The following is a 17,357-nucleotide window of genomic DNA, read 5'->3' on the forward strand; positions in this document are numbered from 1 at the left end:
GTGGAGAACCTGATTGCGCTGCTGGTCGCGGCGCCCCTGCTCGGAGCCGCCGTCCTGCTGTGCGGCGGCCGGCGCCTCGACGCCGTCGGCCACTGGATCGGCACGGCCCTCGCCGCCGCCTCCTTCGTCATCGGTGTCGTCCTCTTCGCCGACATGCTCGGCAAGGACGCCGAACACCGTGAGATCGGCCAGTACCTGTTCAGCTGGATCCCCGTCGAGGGCTTCCAGGCGGACGTCGCCTTCCAGCTCGACCAGCTGTCGATGACGTTCGTCCTGCTGATCACCGGAGTCGGCTCGCTCATCCACGTGTACTCCATCGGGTACATGGAGAACGACGAGCGCCGACGCCGCTTCTTCGGCTATCTGAACCTGTTCCTCGCGGCGATGCTGCTGCTCGTCCTCGCCGACAACTACCTGCTGCTGTACGTCGGCTGGGAGGGCGTCGGCCTCGCCTCGTACCTGCTGATCGGCTTCTGGCAGCACAAGCCCAGCGCCGCCACCGCCGCGAAGAAGGCCTTCCTGGTCAACCGCGTCGGCGACATGGGCCTGTCCATCGCCATCATGCTGATGTTCACCACCTTCGGGACCTTCGCCTTCGGGCCGGTCCTGGAGGCCACCGGTGAGACGAGCGAGGGCACGCTCACCGCCATCGCGCTGATGCTGCTGCTCGCGGCCTGCGGCAAGTCCGCCCAGGTGCCGCTGCAGTCCTGGCTCGGGGACGCGATGGAGGGCCCGACCCCGGTCTCGGCCCTCATCCACGCCGCGACCATGGTCACCGCCGGCGTCTACCTGATCGTCCGCTCCGCCGACATCTTCAACGCCTCGCCGGACGCCCAGCTCGTCACCACCGTGGTCGGCGCGGTCACGCTCCTCTTCGGTGCGATCGTCGGTTGCGCGAAGGACGACATCAAGAAGGCCCTCGCCGGCTCCACGATGTCGCAGATCGGCTACATGGTGCTCGCCGCGGGCCTCGGCCCCATCGGCTACGTCTTCGCGATCATGCACCTGGTCACGCACGGCTTCTTCAAGGCCGGCCTGTTCCTCGGCGCCGGCTCGGTCATGCACGGCATGAACGACGAGGTCGACATGCGCAAGTACGGCGGCCTGCGGACGTACATGCCGATCACCTTCGTCACCTTCGGCCTCGGCTACCTCGCGATCATCGGCTTCCCCGGTCTGTCCGGCTTCTTCTCCAAGGACAAGATCATCGAGGCGGCCTTCGCCAAGGGCGGCACCGAGGGCTGGATCCTCGGCGGCGTGGCCCTGCTGGGCGCGGCGATCACCGCGTTCTACATGACGCGCGTGATGCTGATGACGTTCTTCGGCGAGAAGCGCTGGCAGCCCGACGAGCACGGCCACGAGCCGCACCCGCACGAGTCGCCCAGGGTCATGACGATCCCCATGATCGTGCTGGCCGTCGGATCGGTCTTCGGCGGCGCGTACTTCAGCATCGGCGACCGGTTCCTCCACTGGCTGGAGCCCGTCACCGGCCACAAGCACGGCAACCCGCCGATCAGCGCCCTGACGGTGACGATCTCCACGGTCGCCGTGATGGTCATCGGCGTCGGCCTCGCCTGGCTCCAGTACGGGCGGGGGCCCGTCCCCGTCGTCGCCCCGCGCGGATCGCTGCTCACCCGGGCCGCCCGGCGCGACCTCCTCCAGGACGACTTCAACCACGTCGTCCTCGTACGCGGCGGAGAGCACCTCACACGCTCCCTCGTCTACGTCGACCACACCCTGGTCGACGGCGTCGTCAACGGCACGGCGGCCTCGATGGGCGGCCTCTCCGGGCGGCTGCGCCGGATCCAGAACGGCTATGCCCGGTCGTACGCGGTCTCGATGTTCGGCGGTGCTGCGATCCTCATCGCCGCGACCCTGCTGATGAGGGCGGTCTGATACCGATGTCCTTTCCTCTGCTGACAGCGACGGCGGCGCTCCCGGCCCTCGGGGCGATCGCCACGGCCGCCGTACCGGCCGCGCGGCGATCCGCCGCGAAATGGCTGGCGCTGATCGTCTCGCTGGCCACGCTCGTGCTCGCCGCGATCGTCCTGGTCCGCTTCGACCCGGGCGGCGACCGCTACCAGCTCACCGAGTCCCACGCCTGGATCGCGGACTTCGGGGTGCGGTACCAACTGGGCGTGGACGGCATCGCGGTGGCGCTCATCGCGCTCACCGCCCTGCTGATCCCGTTCATCATCCTCGCGGGCTGGCACGACGCCGACCCGCTGGAGACCGGAAGCAAGCGGTGGCGGCCCACTCAGGGCTTCTTCGCCCTGATCCTGGCCGTCGAGGCGATGGTGATCATCTCCTTCGAGGCCACCGACGTCTTCCTCTTCTACATCTTCTTCGAAGCCATGCTCATCCCGATGTACTTCCTCATCGGCGGCTTCGGGGACCGTGCCCACCAGCACGGCGAGGAGACGGCGGCGACGCAACGCTCGTACGCCGCCGTGAAGTTCCTCCTCTACAACCTGGTCGGCGGCCTGATCATGCTGGCCGCGGTGATCGGCCTGTACGTGGTCGCCGGGAACTTCTCGCTCCCGGAGATCGCCGAGGCCCGCGCCAACGGCTCGCTGGAGATGGCGACCAGCACCGAGCGATGGCTGTTCCTGGGCTTCTTCTTCGCCTTCGCGGTGAAGGCACCCCTGTGGCCGCTGCACACCTGGCTGCCCAACGCCATGCAGGAGTCCACCGCCCCGGTCGCCGTCCTCATCACGGCGGTCGTCGACAAGGTCGGCACCTTCGCGATGCTCCGCTTCTGCCTCGGGCTGTTCCCCGAGGCCAGTGAGTGGGCCACGCCCGTGATCCTCGTCCTGGCGCTCATCAGCATCATCTACGGGGCGCTGCTCGCGGTCGGCCAGCGGGACATCAAGCGGCTGGTGGCGTACGCGTCGATCTCGCACTTCGGGTTCATCATCCTGGGCATCTTCGCGATGACCAGCCAGGGCCAGTCCGGCGCGACGCTCTACATGGTCAACCACGGCATCTCGACCGCCGCCCTGATGCTGGTCGCCGGCTTCCTGATCTCCCGGCGCGGGTCGCGGCTCATCGCCGACTACGGCGGGGTGCAGAAGGTCGCGCCGGTGCTCGCCGGCACGTTCCTGATCGGCGGCCTGGCGACCCTGTCGCTGCCCGGACTCGCCCCGTTCGTCAGTGAGTTCCTGGTCCTGGTCGGCACGTTCGCGCGCTACCCGGTGATCGGGATCATCGCCACCGTCGGCATCGTCCTCGCCGCGCTCTACGTCCTCGTCCTCTACCAGCGGACGATGACGGGCCCGGTGAAGGCCGAGGTCGAGGGGATGCCCGACCTGAGGGTGCGGGAGCTCGTGGTGGTCGCCCCGCTGATCGTTCTGCTGATCTTCCTGGGCGTCTACCCGAAGCCGCTCACCGACATCGTCAACCCGGCGGTCGAGCACACCATGTCCGACGTCCAGAAGAAGGACCCCCAGCCCGAGGTGGAGGCGGCCAAGTGAGCGCATCAGCCGTCCACAGCCTGTGGACAACCGCGGCCGACCCGATCTCCAAGATCGACGCGCCGAAGATCGAATACGGGCAACTGTCGCCCACCCTGATCGTCATCGGGGCGGCGATCATCGGGGTGCTGGTCGAGGCCTTCGTCCCGCGCAAGTCCCGTTACTACGCCCAGGTGTTCGTCTCCGTCGTCGCCCTCACGGCATCCTTCGCCGCGGTGGTCGCCCTCGCGGCGGGCGGATACGGCACCACGAAGGCCGGTATCGCGGCCATGGGCGCCATCGCCGTGGACGGACCGGCCCTGTTCCTGCAGGGCACGATCCTCCTGGCCGGCATCCTCGGCGTCTTCACCTTCGCCGAACGGCGCCTCGACCCCGAGACACACGGCAACAAGGTCGACTCCTTCGCCGCCCAGGCCGCCTCCGTGCCCGGCAGCGACAGCGAGAAGGCCGCCGTGAAGGCCGGGTTCACCACCACCGAGGTGTTCCCGCTGCTGCTCTTCGCGATCGGCGGCATGCTGATCTTCCCGGCGGCCAACGACCTGCTGACCCTGTTCATCGCCCTGGAGGTCTTCTCCCTCCCGCTCTACCTGCTGTGCGCCGTGGCCCGCCGCAAGCGGCTCATGTCGCAGGAGGCCGCGGTCAAGTACTTCCTGCTCGGCGCCTTCGCCTCCGCCTTCACCCTCTTCGGCATCGCCCTGCTGTACGGCTACGCGGGCTCGGTGAAGTACGCGACGATCGCCCAGGTCGTCGACGGCACCATCAGCGACATCAACCCCGCCCTCGCCGACACCATGGGCAACGACGCGCTGCTGCTCATCGGCGCCGCCATGGTCGTCATGGGCCTGCTGTTCAAGGTCGGCGCGGTGCCGTTCCACATGTGGACGCCGGACGTGTACCAGGGCGCGCCCACACCGGTCACGGGCTTCATGGCGGCGGCGACCAAGGTGGCCGCCTTCGGCGCGCTGCTCAGGCTCCTGTACGTCGTCCTGCCCGGCCTGCGCTGGGACTGGCGGCCGGTCATGTGGGCCGTCGCCATCGTCACCATGCTGGGCGGCGCGATCGTCGCCATCACCCAGACCGACATCAAGCGACTGCTCGCCTACTCGTCGATCGCCCACGCCGGCTTCATCCTCGCCGGTGTCATCGCGGCCTCACCCGACGGCGTCTCGTCCGTCCTCTTCTATCTGGGCGCCTACTCGTTCGTGACGATCGGCGCGTTCGCCGTGGTGACGTTGGTGCGGGACGCGGGCGGCGAGGCCACCCATCTGTCGCAGTGGGCCGGGCTCGGGCGCAGGTCACCGCTGGTGGCGGCCGTCTTCGCGGTCTTCCTGCTGGCCTTCGCGGGCATTCCGCTGACCTCCGGGTTCGCCGGGAAGTTCGCCGTGTTCAAGGCGGCGGCGGAGGGCGGCGCGGGCGCGATCGTGGTGGTCGGTGTGATCTCCTCGGCCATCGCCGCGTTCTTCTACATCCGCGTCATCGTGCTCATGTTCTTCAGCGAGCCGCGCCCCGAGGGGCCGACCGTCGCCGTGCCGTCGCCGCTGACCATGACCGCGATCGGGGTCGGGGTCGCCGTCACGCTGGTGCTCGGCGTCGCGCCGCAGTACTTCCTGGACCTGGCGGGACAGGCGGGGGTGTTCGTGCGCTGACGCTCCGCTCGGGAGCGGTGCGTGCGCCTGTGATGCGACGACGGGACTCGGCCTCCTTCCTGGGGGCCGGGTCCCGTCGTATATACGGGTTGTCGTACGTGGGCGTGGTGGGCCTCATGCGGGTGGAGCCTGTGGATAACTCTGAGGCTGTCGGTGCGGGCGCCTATGGTGGCAAGGGCTGGAGGAACCACGGGCGGTACAGGACGCAAGGGCGCGGGGGACGGGCGATGATCGGGACGGGCGGGACGAGTGTGATGGCGGACGAGGACAGGACGACCGGGACGGACAGCGAGGCGCTGGCCGTGCTCCACCGGGTCTTCGGGTACGACGCCTTCCGGGGCGAGCAGGGCGCGGTCATCGAGCATGTGATCGCGGGCGGCGACGCCGTCGTCCTCATGCCGACCGGCGGCGGAAAGTCGCTCTGCTACCAGATTCCTTCCCTGGTCAGGCCCGGCACGGGCATCGTGGTCTCCCCACTGATCGCCCTGATGCAGGACCAGGTGGACGCGCTGCGGTCGCTGGGCGTGCGCGCCGGGTTCATGAACTCCACGCAGGACTTCGACGAGCGGCGCGTGGTCGAGGCGGAGTTCCTCGCGGGCGAGCTCGACCTGCTGTATCTCGCTCCCGAGCGGCTGCGGCTCGACGCCACGCTGGATCTGCTCGGGCGCGGCAAGATCTCGGTGTTCGCGATCGACGAGGCACACTGCGTGGCCCAGTGGGGACACGACTTCCGGCCCGACTACCTGTCCCTCTCCCTGCTGGGCGAGCGCTGGCCGGACGTGCCGCGCATCGCGCTCACCGCCACCGCCACCCACGCGACGCACCGGGAGATCACCGAGCGGCTGGCCATGCCCCGGGCCCGGCACTTCGAGGCCAGCTTCGACCGGCCCAACATCCAGTACCGGATCGTGCCCAAGGCCGACCCGAAGAAGCAGCTCCTGTCCTTCCTCCGCCAGGAGCACGCCGGCGACGCGGGCATCGTCTACTGCCTGTCCAGGAACTCCGTCGAGCGGACGGCGGAGTTCCTGAGCAAGAACGGCGTCGAGGCGGTGCCCTACCACGCCGGTCTCGACGCGGGCACGCGCGCGGCACACCAGTCGCGGTTCCTGCGCGAGGAAGGACTCGTGGTCGTCGCCACGATCGCCTTCGGCATGGGCATCGACAAGCCCGATGTCCGTTTCGTCGCCCACCTGGACCTCCCGAAGTCGGTGGAGGGCTACTACCAGGAGACCGGCCGCGCCGGCCGCGACGGACTGCCCTCCACGGCATGGCTGGCCTACGGCCTGAACGACGTCATACAACAGCGCAAGATGATCCAGGGCAGCGAGGGCGACGAGGCGTTCCGTCGCCGGGCCGCCAGCCACCTCGACGCCATGCTGGCGCTCTGCGAGACCGCCCAGTGCCGGCGCGGCCAGCTGCTCCAGTACTTCGGCCAGGAACCGCAGGCCGACGGCTGCGGCAACTGCGACACCTGCCTCGTACCGCCGGAGACCTGGGACGGCACCGTCGCCGCGCAGAAGGTGCTCTCCACCGTGGTGCGGCTGCAGCGGGAGCGCGGGCAGAAGTTCGGCGCCGTGCAGATCGTCGACATCCTGATGGGGCGGCGGACCGCGAAGGTCATCCAGTTCGACCACGACCAGCTCTCCGTCTTCGGCATCGGTGAGGAACTGGCCGAGGGCGAATGGCGGGGCGTCGTACGGCAGTTGCTCGCCCAGGGGCTCCTCGCGGTCGAGGGCGAGTACGGCACGCTCGTGCTGACCGAGGAGAGCGGGGCGGTGCTGCGGCGCGAGCGGGACGTGCCGCTGCGCAAGGAACCGAAGAAGCCGGTGACCTCGCGGTCGGCGTCGGGCGGCGGGTCGGGTTCCTCCGGCTCCGGCCGGGGCGACCGCAAGGCCAAGGCGCCGGTCGAGCTGCCCGACGACCTGCTCCCCGTCTTCGAGGCCCTGCGCGCCTGGCGCGGCGAACAGGCCCGCGAACAGGGCGTCCCCGCCTACGTCATCTTCCACGACGCCACCCTCCGCGACATCGCGGCGACGGCTCCCGCGTCCGTCGCCGAACTCGGCACGATCAGCGGAATCGGCGAGAAGAAGCTGGCGACGTACGGGGAGGGGGTGTTGGGGGTGCTGGCTTCACTGGGCGGGGCTTCCGGCGGGTCGTCGGCGTCGGCGTCGGCGGTGTCTGGATCTGGATCGGGATCGGGATCGGGATCCGCGCCGGCTCCGGTCGGCGGCGGCGAGTCCGGCCCGGCTTCGACGGGTGACGCGGGCGGGGACTTCGACTGGCCCGATGCGGAACCGGAGCCCGAGCACGATGACTGGGCCTAGGGGGCTTCTGAACGGCATGACGGGCAGGGCGGGCAGCGGGTTGGTGTACCGGGCGCGGATACGGCGGCAGCCATGACGCAGGGGGCACGGCCGCTGTCCGCAGCCGTGGACCGCGCCCCGAAGGGGTGCGGGGAACCGCGCAAGCAATCACGGCGGACGGAACCCGGCCCCCGACATGGCACCCCCACGGCGAAGAAGCGCCCCGCCACCGAAGCTCCCGTCCGCGCTCGAAGCCGCCGCCCGCCACCGAAGCTCCCGCCCGCGCACGAAACCGCCGCCCGCGCTCGAAGCTCCCGCCCGCGCTCGAAGCTCCCGGCCGTGTACGAAGCCGCCGCCCGAGCACGCAGCCCCGGCCACGTACGAAGCCGCCGCCCGCGCTCGAAGCTCCCCGGCCACGTACGAAGCCGCCGCCCGAGCGCGCAGCACCCGCCTCGCCGCCGGAGGCGTACCGCCTACTCCCGGGCCCTGACCCGGCCCGTGACCTCGCCGAGGCCCACCCGCGTCCCGCCCGGACCCGGGGCCCAGGCCGTGAGGGTCACCTCGTCGCCGTCCTCCAGGAACGTGCGCTTGCCGGTGGGGAGGTCGAGGGGGTCGCGGCCGTTCCAGGTGAGCTCCAGCAGCGAGCCCCGTTGCGCGGGGGAGGGCCCGCTGACCGTGCCGGAGCCGTAGAAGTCGCCCGTCCGGAGCGAGGCGCCGTTGACGGTCATGTGGGCCAGTTGCTGCGCGGCGGTCCAGTACATCGTGGAGAAGGGCGGCTCGGAGACGACGTGCCCGTTGACGGCGACGCTCAGGCGGAGGTCGTACCCCCCGGGGTCGATGTCCGGCGTGGAGTCGTCCAGGTAGGGCAGGAGCGGATGCGTGCGCTCCGGCGGCGCCACCCGCGCCTCGTCCAGCGCCTCCAACGGCGTGATCCAGGCCGAGACCGACGTCGCGAAGGACTTGCCCAGGAACGGCCCGAGGGGCACGTACTCCCAGGCCTGGAGATCGCGCGCCGACCAGTCGTTGAGGAGGCAGAGCCCGAAGACGTGGTCGCGGAAGTCGCCCAGCCCCACCGGCCGCCCCATCTCCGAGGGCACCCCCACCACGAACCCGACCTCCGCCTCGATGTCCAGCCGCACGGACGGACCGAACACCGGCGCCGCGTCGGTGGGCGCCTTGCGCTGACCGGACGGCCGTACCACCTCCGTGCCGGACACGACGACCGTGCCGGACCGCCCGTGGTAACCGATGGGCAGATGCTTCCAGTTGGGCGTCAGCGGATCCGGGGAGTCGGGCCGGAAGATCCTGCCCACGTTCCGCGCGTGGTTCTCGGAGGCGTAGAAGTCGACGTAGTCGGCCACCTCGAACGGCAGATGCAGGGTCACGGCGGACAGCGCGTGGAAGTGCGGCGCGATCGTCTCCCGGTGCGAGGGCACCGTCAGCCACGCCGTCAACGCCCGGCGGAGGTCCGACCAGGCCGTGCGTCCCGCCGCCAGCAGGGGGTTGAGCGTGGGGTGGCCCAGCAGCGCGGCGTACGGGGAACCGAGGGCGTGGGCGGCCGCCGCGGCGTCGAGGACGTGGTCGCCGAGACGGACACCGACCGTACGGGCGTCCGAACCAGCGGGGGAGAAGACGCCGTAGGGGAGGTTGTGCGGACCGAAGGGGTGGCCCTCGGGGACGTCGAAGGGATCTCCTTCGCGGACATCGAAGGGGGGCATCGGGTGCTGCCTCGCTCTCGTGCGTTCCGTCGTACCACTGGTCGCGCCACACGTTACGGGGCGGTGCGGAGATCGGGGAGTGTCTAAAGAGTTCGCAATGTCCTGATAGGGGAGGGTCGGAAGGAAAGGTTCCGGCTTAGCGTCCTGTGGGGGACGCGGACGGGGTGGGTCCGGGTCCGGTAGGGGGGACACGTGGGGGGACCCGTGGCCAGGGGCACTCGGGGTGCGCCGGTACAGGCGGACCGAGACGTTCCGGGGCTCGTCGTGAAGCTCGGCGACTATCCGCTGCACCATGGCGGCGTCGGTGCCATCCGCAGCCTGGGGCGGCTCGGCGTGCCGATGTACGCGATCACGGAGGACCGGTACACGCCGGCCGCCGTCTCGCGCTATCTGCGGCGGGCGTTCGTGTGGCCGACCACCGGGACGGAAAAGCCCGAGTGGCTGGTGGACGGCTTGCTGCGCATCGGACGGCGGATCGGGCGGCCCGCCGTGCTCATACCCACCGACGAGGAAGCCGCGGTGCTCATCGCCGAGCACCAGGAGGAACTGGCGACCCGGTTCCTCTTCCCTCGCGTCGACGGGAAGCTCCCTCGCCGGCTCGCCAGCAAACAGGGGCTCCACGAACTGTGCGTGGAGCATGGCATCTCCAGCCCCGTGAGCTCGTTCCCGCAGTCGTACGAGGAAGTCGAACGGTTCGCGGAGCGGGCCCGCTTCCCCGTGGTGGCCAAGAACCGCGAGGCGTTCGAGCGGCGCAGGCGGCCCGCGGTGAACGGGACGACGCGGATCGCCGACCGGGAGTGTCTGCTGCGGCTGGCCCGCGGCTGGGGCGAGCGGCCCGGGGTGATCCTCCAGGAGTACCTGCCCCGGGAGGACGCCGAGGACTGGATCGTCCACGCGTACGTCGACGCCGACTCGACGCCGCTCGCGATGTTCACCGGGGTGAAGGTGCGGTCGTGGCCGCCGCACGCGGGGATGACGGCGAACGCGTACGTCGTCGACAACCCCGAACTCGCGGACATCGCCGCGCGGTTCATCAAACAGATCGGGTTCGCCGGGGTCATCGACCTCGATCTGCGGTTCGACCGGCGGGACGGGCGGTACAAGCTGCTCGACTTCAATCCGCGCATGGGCGCGCAGTTCCGGCTCTTCGAGAACGAGGCCGGGATCGACGTCGTACGCGCCATGCACCTCGATCTGACCGGACGCCCGGTACCGGAGGGGGAACAGCTCGCCGGGCGTCGCTACATCGTGGAGAACATCGATCTGCCGGCCCTGCTCGCCTACCGGCGCAGCGGGTACACCACGCCGCACGCGCCGGCTCGCGCGAGCGGTACGGAGCTGGCGTGGCTCGCGGGTGACGACCCGCTGCCGTTCCTCACGATGCTCGCGCGGTTCGTGCGACCGGGCGCGAAGCACCTGTACCAGATGTGGCGGACCAACCGCCTCGGCAACGCCCATGTGCGCCCCTAGCCGGGCGCCCCTGCGGCGAGTGAGCATGTGATGAACACGCGAAAGCCGCACAGAACAACACGAAGTAGGCACAACGCGTCCTGGGGAGGGACTTCGTGATTCAACCGGTAGCAGTCATCGGTGCCGGCCCGTTCGGGCTGTCCACCGCCGCGCATCTGCGTGCGCACGGCATTCCGGTCCGTGTCTTCGGCGAACCCATGGTGAGCTGGCGGGACAACATGCCCGCCGGGATGCTCCTGAAGTCGACCCCGGTGGCGTCGAACATCGACGCCCCGCAGCACGGTCACACGCTGGCCGACTACTGCGACGCGGCGGGCATCCGGCGGCTGGTGACGGACGAGGACCTCATCCCCGTCGACACCTTCATCGCGTACGGGGAGTGGTTCCAGCAGCGGTTCGTGCCAGAGCTGGAGCGGGTGCGCGTGGTGTCCGTCGACCGCGGCAAGGGCGGCGGCTTCGAACTGAAGCTGGACTCGGGGGAGTTGTTCGCGGCACGGGCCGTCGTCGTGGCGAGCGGGCTGTTCGGGCTGGCGCATCTGCCGGCCGAGCTGGCGGGTGCGGCCGTGGACGGACCCACCCCCACGGGGCCCGTCTCGCACAGCTCCCAGCACCCCGACCTGAGCCGGTTCAAGGACAAGGACCTGATCGTCGTGGGCGCGGGGCAGTCCGCCCTGGAGGCGGCGGTACTGGCGGCCGAGGCCGGCGCACGGGTGCGGGTCGTCGCGCGCGGGCGGGGGGCCGTGGCTTTCGGCGCGCCCCCGTGGAAGCAGCCGAGGCTGCGCCCCGAGTCGCCGTTCGGGCGGGCCTGGTCGCTGTGGGCGCTCAGTTACTACCCGCACCCCTACCGGTACCTGCCCGCCACCACCCGGCACCTCCTGGTCCGCCGGGTGCTCGGGCCGCTCGGCGCCTGGTGGTTGCGCGAGCGGTTCGAGGGGCGGGTTGAGGTGCGGGAGGTGGCGCGGGTGGTGCGATCCGGTGTCGTCGACGGGCGTCCGCGGCTCTCCCTCCAGGGACACGACGGCCGTATCGAGGAAGTGTCCGCCGACCATGTCATCGCGGCGACCGGGTACCGCGTCGACCTCGGGGCGATGGGGTTCCTCGGGCATGAACTCCGTACGGAGCTGGTGGTGAGCCGGGGGACGCCGGTGCTCGGGGCGGGGTTCCGGTCGTCGATACCGGGGTTGTACTTCACGGGGTTGCCTGCGGCGGCGTCGTACGGGCCGGTGATGCGGTTCGTGTGCGGGACGGAGTTCGCGTCGCCTCGGCTGGCCCGGCATCTGGCCCTGGCTCATGGGTGAGACGCATCCGGGATGAGCTCGGGTGGGGGCGGTGCGTCGCGGGGGCGGGTCGTTCGTGGCTGATCGCGCGGTCCCCCGCGCCCCTTCGGGGCGCCGCCCCGAGCTGCGGCCGTGCGGTACCGCTGAACGGCGGTTCGGGAAAGGGATGTTGACGTACGGGGGCGGTGGGGCGGTCGGGATGCCGGACGTCGTCCGGTTCGCGTCGAACCGATGGGGCGCGGCATCCGTATTCTCTGATCATGGCCGCACCCACCGCATATTCACTCATCGCCACTGACCTGGACGGAACGCTCCTGCGCAGTGACGACACGCTCTCCGACCGGTCCCTCGCCGCGCTGGCGCGGGCCACGGGGGCCGGTGCTCAGCACCTCGTGGTGACGGGACGGCCCGCGCCGAGAGTGCGCCCACTGCTGGAGGACCTCGGCAGCAGGGGGCTCGCGGTGTGCGGGCAGGGCGCGCAGTTGTACGACACCGGCGCGGACCGGTTGCTCTGGTCCGTCACCCTGGACCGGGAACTCGCCGAGACCGCGCTCGGCAAGATCGAGGCCGAGGTCGGACAGGTGTACGCGGCCGTCGACCAGGACGGGGTCGACGGCCTCACCCTGATCGAGCCCGGCTACCTCATGCCACACCCCACGCTGCCCGCCGTACGGGTGCCGCGCCGGGACGACCTGTGGTGCGAGCCGATCAGCAAGGTGCTGCTGCGCCACCCCTATCTGTCCGACGACGAGTTGGCCTCGGCGGCGCGGATGGCGGTCGGTTCGCTGGCGACGGTCACCATGTCGGGGCCCGGCACCGTCGAACTCCAGCCATGCGGTATCACGAAGGCGACGGGCCTCGCCCTGGCCGCCGACCATCTCGGTCTGACGCCGGAGCGGACCATCGCCTTCGGTGACATGCCCAACGACATCCCGATGTTCGACTGGGCCGCGCACGGGGTCGCCATGGCCAACGCCCACCCCGAACTCAAGGCCGTCGCCGACGAGGTGACCCTCTCCAACGAGGACGACGGGATCGCGGTGGTGCTGGAGAGGCTCTTCCCGTGAGCGGCTCTTCCCGTGAGCAGCTCTTCCCACGGGTGTCTCTTCCGGTGAGCGGCTCTTCCCGCGAACGACTGTTCCCCTGGGTCCGCCGACCCAGGGGAACAGAGTGAAGAAGGGGGAACCGGAAGGGTCAGTACGCCCCGAACACGTTGTCGATCGAGCCGTACCGGTCGGCGGCGTAGTTGCACGCCGCCGTGATGTTCGCGACCGGGTCGTAGGGGTCGTACGGGGTGCCGGACACGTGGTACGCGGCGAACGTCGGGTCGATGACCTGGAGGAGGCCCTTCGACGGGGTGCCCGCGGCGGCGTTGGAGTCCCAGTTGTTGATGGCCAGCGGGTTGCCCGACGACTCGCGCATGATGTTGCGGTGGATCCCGTCGTACGACCCGGGAATTCCCTTTTGCGCCATGATGTCCAGCGACTCGCGGATCCAGCCGTCGAGGTTGTTCGTGTACGTCTTGACCGACGCCTGGGTGGCCGTGGTGGTCCGGGCGGCCGTGGACGCCTTCGTCGCGTTCAGCTTCAGTTTCAGGCCCGGGCGGATCAGTGCCGGGTTGTCACCGACGGCCGCGCGGTTGTCCCGGTAGAGCCGCTGCCAGCCGCCCTTCGTGTCGTGCTCGCGCGCGATGGAGGAGAGCGTGTCGCCGGAGACCACGGTGTACGTCGTGGGCTGGGGCTGCGCCACGGCGGGCGCGGACTGCGGGGCCGACTGTACGGAGGCGGCGGCCTGGGTCGGGGTGGCGGCGTTCGCGGTCGTGGCGAGCGTGAGCGGGAGGGCCAGTGCGGCCCCGCCCGTTCCGGCGGCGACGACGCCACGGGTCAACGCGTTGCTTCTTGGGCGGCGGTGCTTGCCTCGTGCGGGCATGGGGGGTTCCTCTCCGTCGCCTGCGGGGTGAGCTGTCGGGTTCGGGCTGGAGATGCCCGGCCGCGCGCTTCGTCCCGGCGGTCGCTGTGCGTGCCGCGTCCGCTGGGCGTACTGCGCGTGGCTTGACCCCTAGCCGGTCCGTGGGGGAAATCCGGACCGGCGGTTTACCTGGGTCCCCCGCTCCTGCCGTGCGTGGATGTGTTGAGGGGTGGGGAGTCCGGGGCGGCGGCAGGATTCGGCGGTCCGTCCGGACGGGGTGTGAACGTATGCGAGAGCACACGACGGGAACAAGTCCCGGTTTGGCGGGTTGGTCCAGTTGACCTTGAGTTTGCTGTGATTCGCCCCTCGGTTTCCGGTGCGGTTCACGGCTCAACTTGCCTACCGCAAAGGGAAACTCGAAGGGGTGGGGCGGGGGTGTCGCGTGAGGGGCGCGTGACTCAACTCACGGGAGGAGTCGGGTGAAGTGCGGGGTAAGCGGCAAATCGGTCAACTCGGGCTGGGTGAAAGGGGTGCATAGGGGCCTGAAGGGGCGGGTGTGCGGGTGTGGATGCGGGCGGCCGTGGAGCGCGTGGGCGTCTCCGGGGGAGGGGCGGGTACCCGGGGCGGGCCGTCGCGGGCGGGCGGGCGCGCATGCGCGTCGGTGGATATCGCCGCGGACCAGTTGATCAAGAATATGGAGAGTGCGGTCTCATACCACCCGGGGCGAAGCCGTGGGCGCTCGTGGTGATCGAAAGGTGACCGGATACGCTGACTCGGGTGATGGCAGCGACAGATCGACAAACCGTGTCATCGACCGTGAGAGCGACCTAGACCGACCGTGTGACCGTCATCAGACGTCAGCAGACAGGAGAACCCTCGTGACCGTCGTCGAGCCGTTTGGGCTGAGCGCGCGGGACCAGGCTCTCGAAGCCGATGTCCAGGCCGGAATGACGGCCGTCGAGGAGGGTCTGCTGGAGGCGACCAAGAGCGAGGTCCCCTTCATCCAGGAGGCCGCCCAGCACCTGCTGCGCGCGGGCGGCAAGCGGTTCCGGCCGCTGCTGGTGATGCTCGCCGCGCAGTTCGGTGACCCCTACGCGCCGGGTGTCGTGCCCTCGGCGGTGGTGGTCGAGCTGACCCATCTCGCCACGCTGTACCACGACGACGTCATGGACGAGGCCGAGGTGCGCCGGGGCGTGCCGAGCGCGAACGCCCGCTGGGACAACTCCCTGGCCGTCCTCACCGGCGACTTCCTCTTCGCCCGCGCCTCGCACGTCCTCGCCGACCTCGGTCCCGACGCCGTCCGTATCCAGGCCGAGGCCTTCGAGCGGCTGGTCACCGGACAGATCCTGGAGACAGCGGGGCCGCGCGACGGACGCGACCCGATCGAGCACTACCTCGACGTGCTGGGCGGCAAGACCGGGTCGCTGGTCGCGGTCGCCGGGCGGCTCGGCGCGCTGATGGCGGGCGCCGACGAGACCGTGGTCGACGTGCTGACCCAGTACGGGGAGCGGCTCGGCGTCGCCTTCCAGCTCGCCGACGACGTCCTCGACATCGCCTCCGACTCGCACGAGTCCGGCAAGACGCCGGGTACGGATCTGCGCGAGGGCGTGGCGACCATGCCGGTGCTGCGGCTGCGCGAGCGGGCGGGCCGACTGGGGCTGCCGGACGACATCGCCCTCTGCGAGCTCCTCGAATCCGACCTCACCGACGACGCCCGCCACGCCGAGGCCCTGGCCCGGCTGCGCGTCCACCCCGCGCTGGAGCAGGCCCGCCGCGACACGATCCGCTACGCGGAGGAGGCCCGCGCCGTCCTCGCACCGCTGCCGGAGTGCGACGCGAAGGCGGCGCTGGTGGAGCTGTGCGACGCGGTGGTGCACCGCGCCGGATAGGCACCCGCCCGGTCCGGCCGGCGGCGCCGTCCCTGACGACCCCTACGGGGTGCGGGGCGGCCCCGCCTCGCCATGTCATCCCTCACGGGTCGCCATGTCATCCCGTAGCAGTACGTCGAGTTGAGTCCCGAGTCTGACGATTCCCGTCGGCCGATTTGGTCAGATGGGTATCACCACTCCTCACCGATTCGGGTGAGAATGGCGGCTCCGAGTAGACGCCGCCGCCGACGACGGAGGTAAGGCACACATGGCACCGTACGAAACCGACGACAGCGACCGGTCCGGCGACGCCGCCGCGCTCGCGGCCGAGGCCGACGAGATGCGCTCGGCCCGGCGACGCAGGGCCGCGCGGTACGTCGTCCCGGTCACCGTGCTGGGCGTGGCCGCGGCGACCATCGGGCTCGTCCCGGCCTTCGCCGGCTCCGGTGACCCCGATCTGCCGAAGATCAGCGCGCAGGAACTCATCGAGAAGATCGCCGCCTCGGACGTACAGCAGGTGTCCGGCACGGTGAAGATCACCACGGATCTGGGCCTGCCCGACCTGGGCGGCCTCGCGGGCGGCCTGGCCTCGCAGGCGCCCTCCGGGGGCGACGGCGGTTCGGCCGCCGACCCCTCCGCCAAGCTCCTCGAACTCGCCACCGGTACCCACACGTTGAGGGTCGCCGCCGACGGCCCCGACAGGCAGAAGCTGTCGCTGCTGGACGACGCCGCCGAGTACAGCGTCATCCACAACGGCGACGACCTGTGGGCGTACGACAGCGCCTCGAACGAGGTGTACCACGCGAAGGATGCCGGCGAGGGCAAGGACCGGCGAGCCGGGAAGGACGCTCCCGACACCGCCGAGGACGTGCCCGCCACGCCGCAGAAGCTCGCCGAGGAGGCCCTGAAGGCCGTCGACGACACCACGTCCGTGACCGTCGACGGGACCGCGCAGGTCGCCGGGCGGGACGCGTACAAGCTGGTGATCGAGCCGAAGCAGTCCGGTTCGACGGTCGGGGCGATCTCGATCGCCGTCGACGCGAAGACGGGGCTGCCGCTGAAGTTCACGCTCACCCCGGCGAGCGGCGGCGCGGCCGTCGTGGACGCGGGCTTCACGAAGGTCGACTTCGGCAGGCCGAGCGCGTCGACGTTCGACTTCACGCCGCCGAAGGGCGCGAAGGTCACCGAGGCCGACGAGGTAGAGAAGTCGGGCCACCACGAGTCCGGGTCCGGCGACTCCGTGTTCGAGGGGCCCGGTAAGGACGGTGCGTTCAAGGACGGCAAGGGATCCGAGGGACCCAAGGGACTCAAGGGACTCAAGGGACCCAAGGGTTCCAAGGACTCCGAGGGCTCCGAGGAGGAGTTCGCGAGCGGGCTCGACGGGCTGAAGACCATCGGCAAGGGCTGGAGCACCATCGCCGAGTTCGACAGCGGCGCCGAGGGCGGCATGCCCGCCGGCGGCGACGACTCGTCCGGCGACGCCCGGGTCGACGGGTTCCTGAACTCCCTCGGCGACCAGGTCAAGGGCGAGTTCGGCTCGGGTACGGTCTTCAAGACCCGACTGATCAACGTCCTCTTCACCGACGACGGCAAGGTGTACGCGGGTGCCGTCACCAAGGACGCGCTGGTGAAGGCGGCCAACGCGGCGAAGTAGCGACGCCCGGCCGGTGGGCCGGGACGGCGACACCGCCGTC

General features: G+C 70.5%; 11 protein-coding genes. 9 read left to right on the forward strand and 2 right to left on the reverse strand.

The window, feature by feature from the left end; genetic code table 11:
* The 4 genes from nuoL (at nucleotide 1) to recQ (ending at nucleotide 7,443) form a co-directional block, all read left to right on the forward strand.
* A complete protein-coding gene (nuoL, locus tag OG202_RS29290; protein ID WP_327728226.1) occupies nucleotides 1-1,896 on the forward strand; it encodes an NADH-quinone oxidoreductase subunit L in 1,896 nt (631 codons plus the stop codon).
* Between the two features lie 5 nt (nucleotides 1,897-1,901).
* The gene (locus OG202_RS29295; protein ID WP_327728225.1) at nucleotides 1,902-3,473 is read left to right on the forward strand and encodes an NADH-quinone oxidoreductase subunit M; all 1,572 of its coding nucleotides are present in this window, start codon (nucleotides 1,902-1,904) and stop codon (nucleotides 3,471-3,473) included.
* A complete protein-coding gene (gene nuoN, locus OG202_RS29300) occupies nucleotides 3,470-5,119 on the forward strand; it encodes an NADH-quinone oxidoreductase subunit NuoN (protein ID WP_327728224.1) in 1,650 nt (549 codons plus the stop codon). The genes OG202_RS29295 and nuoN overlap by 4 nt, the downstream gene beginning before the upstream one ends.
* Nucleotides 5,120-5,346: 227 nt before the next feature.
* Nucleotides 5,347-7,443 carry a DNA helicase RecQ gene (recQ, locus tag OG202_RS29305; protein ID WP_328223848.1) on the forward strand — a complete coding sequence of 699 codons (2,097 nt, stop codon included), beginning with the start codon at nucleotides 5,347-5,349 and terminating at the stop codon, nucleotides 7,441-7,443.
* A 452-nt stretch (nucleotides 7,444-7,895) separates the two neighbouring features.
* Here the strand turns inward: recQ and fahA are convergent, their stop codons facing one another.
* Nucleotides 7,896-9,140: a fumarylacetoacetase gene (gene fahA / locus OG202_RS29310; RefSeq protein ID WP_327728222.1), complete on the reverse strand. Its 1,245-nt coding sequence runs from the start codon at nucleotides 9,138-9,140 to the stop codon at nucleotides 7,896-7,898.
* A 204-nt stretch (nucleotides 9,141-9,344) separates the two neighbouring features.
* Here fahA and OG202_RS29315 point away from each other — a divergent pair, with 204 nt between their 5' ends.
* The 3 genes from OG202_RS29315 to OG202_RS29325 all read left to right on the forward strand — a co-directional run bounded on the left by OG202_RS29315 (nucleotide 9,345) and on the right by OG202_RS29325 (nucleotide 12,954).
* Nucleotides 9,345-10,610 (forward strand): carboxylate--amine ligase, encoded by a 1,266-nt coding sequence (locus OG202_RS29315; RefSeq protein WP_328223849.1) that lies wholly within the window; start codon nucleotides 9,345-9,347, stop codon nucleotides 10,608-10,610.
* Nucleotides 10,611-10,705: 95 nt separating this feature from the next.
* The gene (locus OG202_RS29320) at nucleotides 10,706-11,908 is read left to right on the forward strand and encodes an NAD(P)-binding domain-containing protein (protein ID WP_327728220.1); all 1,203 of its coding nucleotides are present in this window, start codon (nucleotides 10,706-10,708) and stop codon (nucleotides 11,906-11,908) included.
* 239 nt (nucleotides 11,909-12,147) lie between these two features.
* Nucleotides 12,148-12,954 (forward strand): HAD family hydrolase, encoded by an 807-nt coding sequence (locus OG202_RS29325; protein ID WP_328223850.1) that lies wholly within the window; start codon nucleotides 12,148-12,150, stop codon nucleotides 12,952-12,954.
* Nucleotides 12,955-13,081: 127 nt separating this feature from the next.
* Here OG202_RS29325 and OG202_RS29330 read toward each other — a convergent pair whose 3' ends face one another.
* Nucleotides 13,082-13,816, reverse strand: a complete 735-nt coding sequence (locus OG202_RS29330; RefSeq protein WP_328223851.1) for a LysM peptidoglycan-binding domain-containing protein — start codon at nucleotides 13,814-13,816, stop codon at nucleotides 13,082-13,084.
* Nucleotides 13,817-14,673: 857 nt separating this feature from the next.
* On the opposite strand from OG202_RS29330, the gene OG202_RS29335 reads away from it, so the two are divergent.
* Entirely contained in the window at nucleotides 14,674-15,684 is a 1,011-nt protein-coding gene (locus OG202_RS29335; RefSeq protein ID WP_328223852.1) for a polyprenyl synthetase family protein, read from the forward strand.
* Between the two features lie 247 nt (nucleotides 15,685-15,931).
* The gene (locus OG202_RS29340; RefSeq protein WP_328223853.1) at nucleotides 15,932-17,317 is read left to right on the forward strand and encodes a LolA family protein; all 1,386 of its coding nucleotides are present in this window, start codon (nucleotides 15,932-15,934) and stop codon (nucleotides 17,315-17,317) included.
* Nucleotides 17,318-17,357: the final 40 nt, after the last annotated feature.

Source organism: Streptomyces sp. NBC_00310 (genome assembly GCF_036208085.1).
In the GTDB taxonomy this organism is placed as follows: domain Bacteria; phylum Actinomycetota; class Actinomycetes; order Streptomycetales; family Streptomycetaceae; genus Streptomyces.

Bases quoted from the DNA above. Each gene is read 5' to 3' on its own strand.
- OG202_RS29295 (WP_327728225.1), top strand. From the start codon at position 1,902: ATGTCCTTTCCTCTGCTGACAGCGACGGCGGCGCTCCCGGCCCTCGGG.
- recQ (WP_328223848.1), top strand. From the start codon at position 5,347: ATGATCGGGACGGGCGGGACGAGTGTGATGGCGGACGAGGACAGGACG.
- fahA (WP_327728222.1), bottom strand. From the start codon at position 9,140: ATGCCCCCCTTCGATGTCCGCGAAGGAGATCCCTTCGACGTCCCCGAG.
- OG202_RS29325 (WP_328223850.1), top strand. From the start codon at position 12,148: ATGGCCGCACCCACCGCATATTCACTCATCGCCACTGACCTGGACGGA.
- OG202_RS29330 (WP_328223851.1), bottom strand. From the start codon at position 13,816: ATGCCCGCACGAGGCAAGCACCGCCGCCCAAGAAGCAACGCGTTGACC.
- OG202_RS29340 (WP_328223853.1), top strand. From the start codon at position 15,932: ATGGCACCGTACGAAACCGACGACAGCGACCGGTCCGGCGACGCCGCC.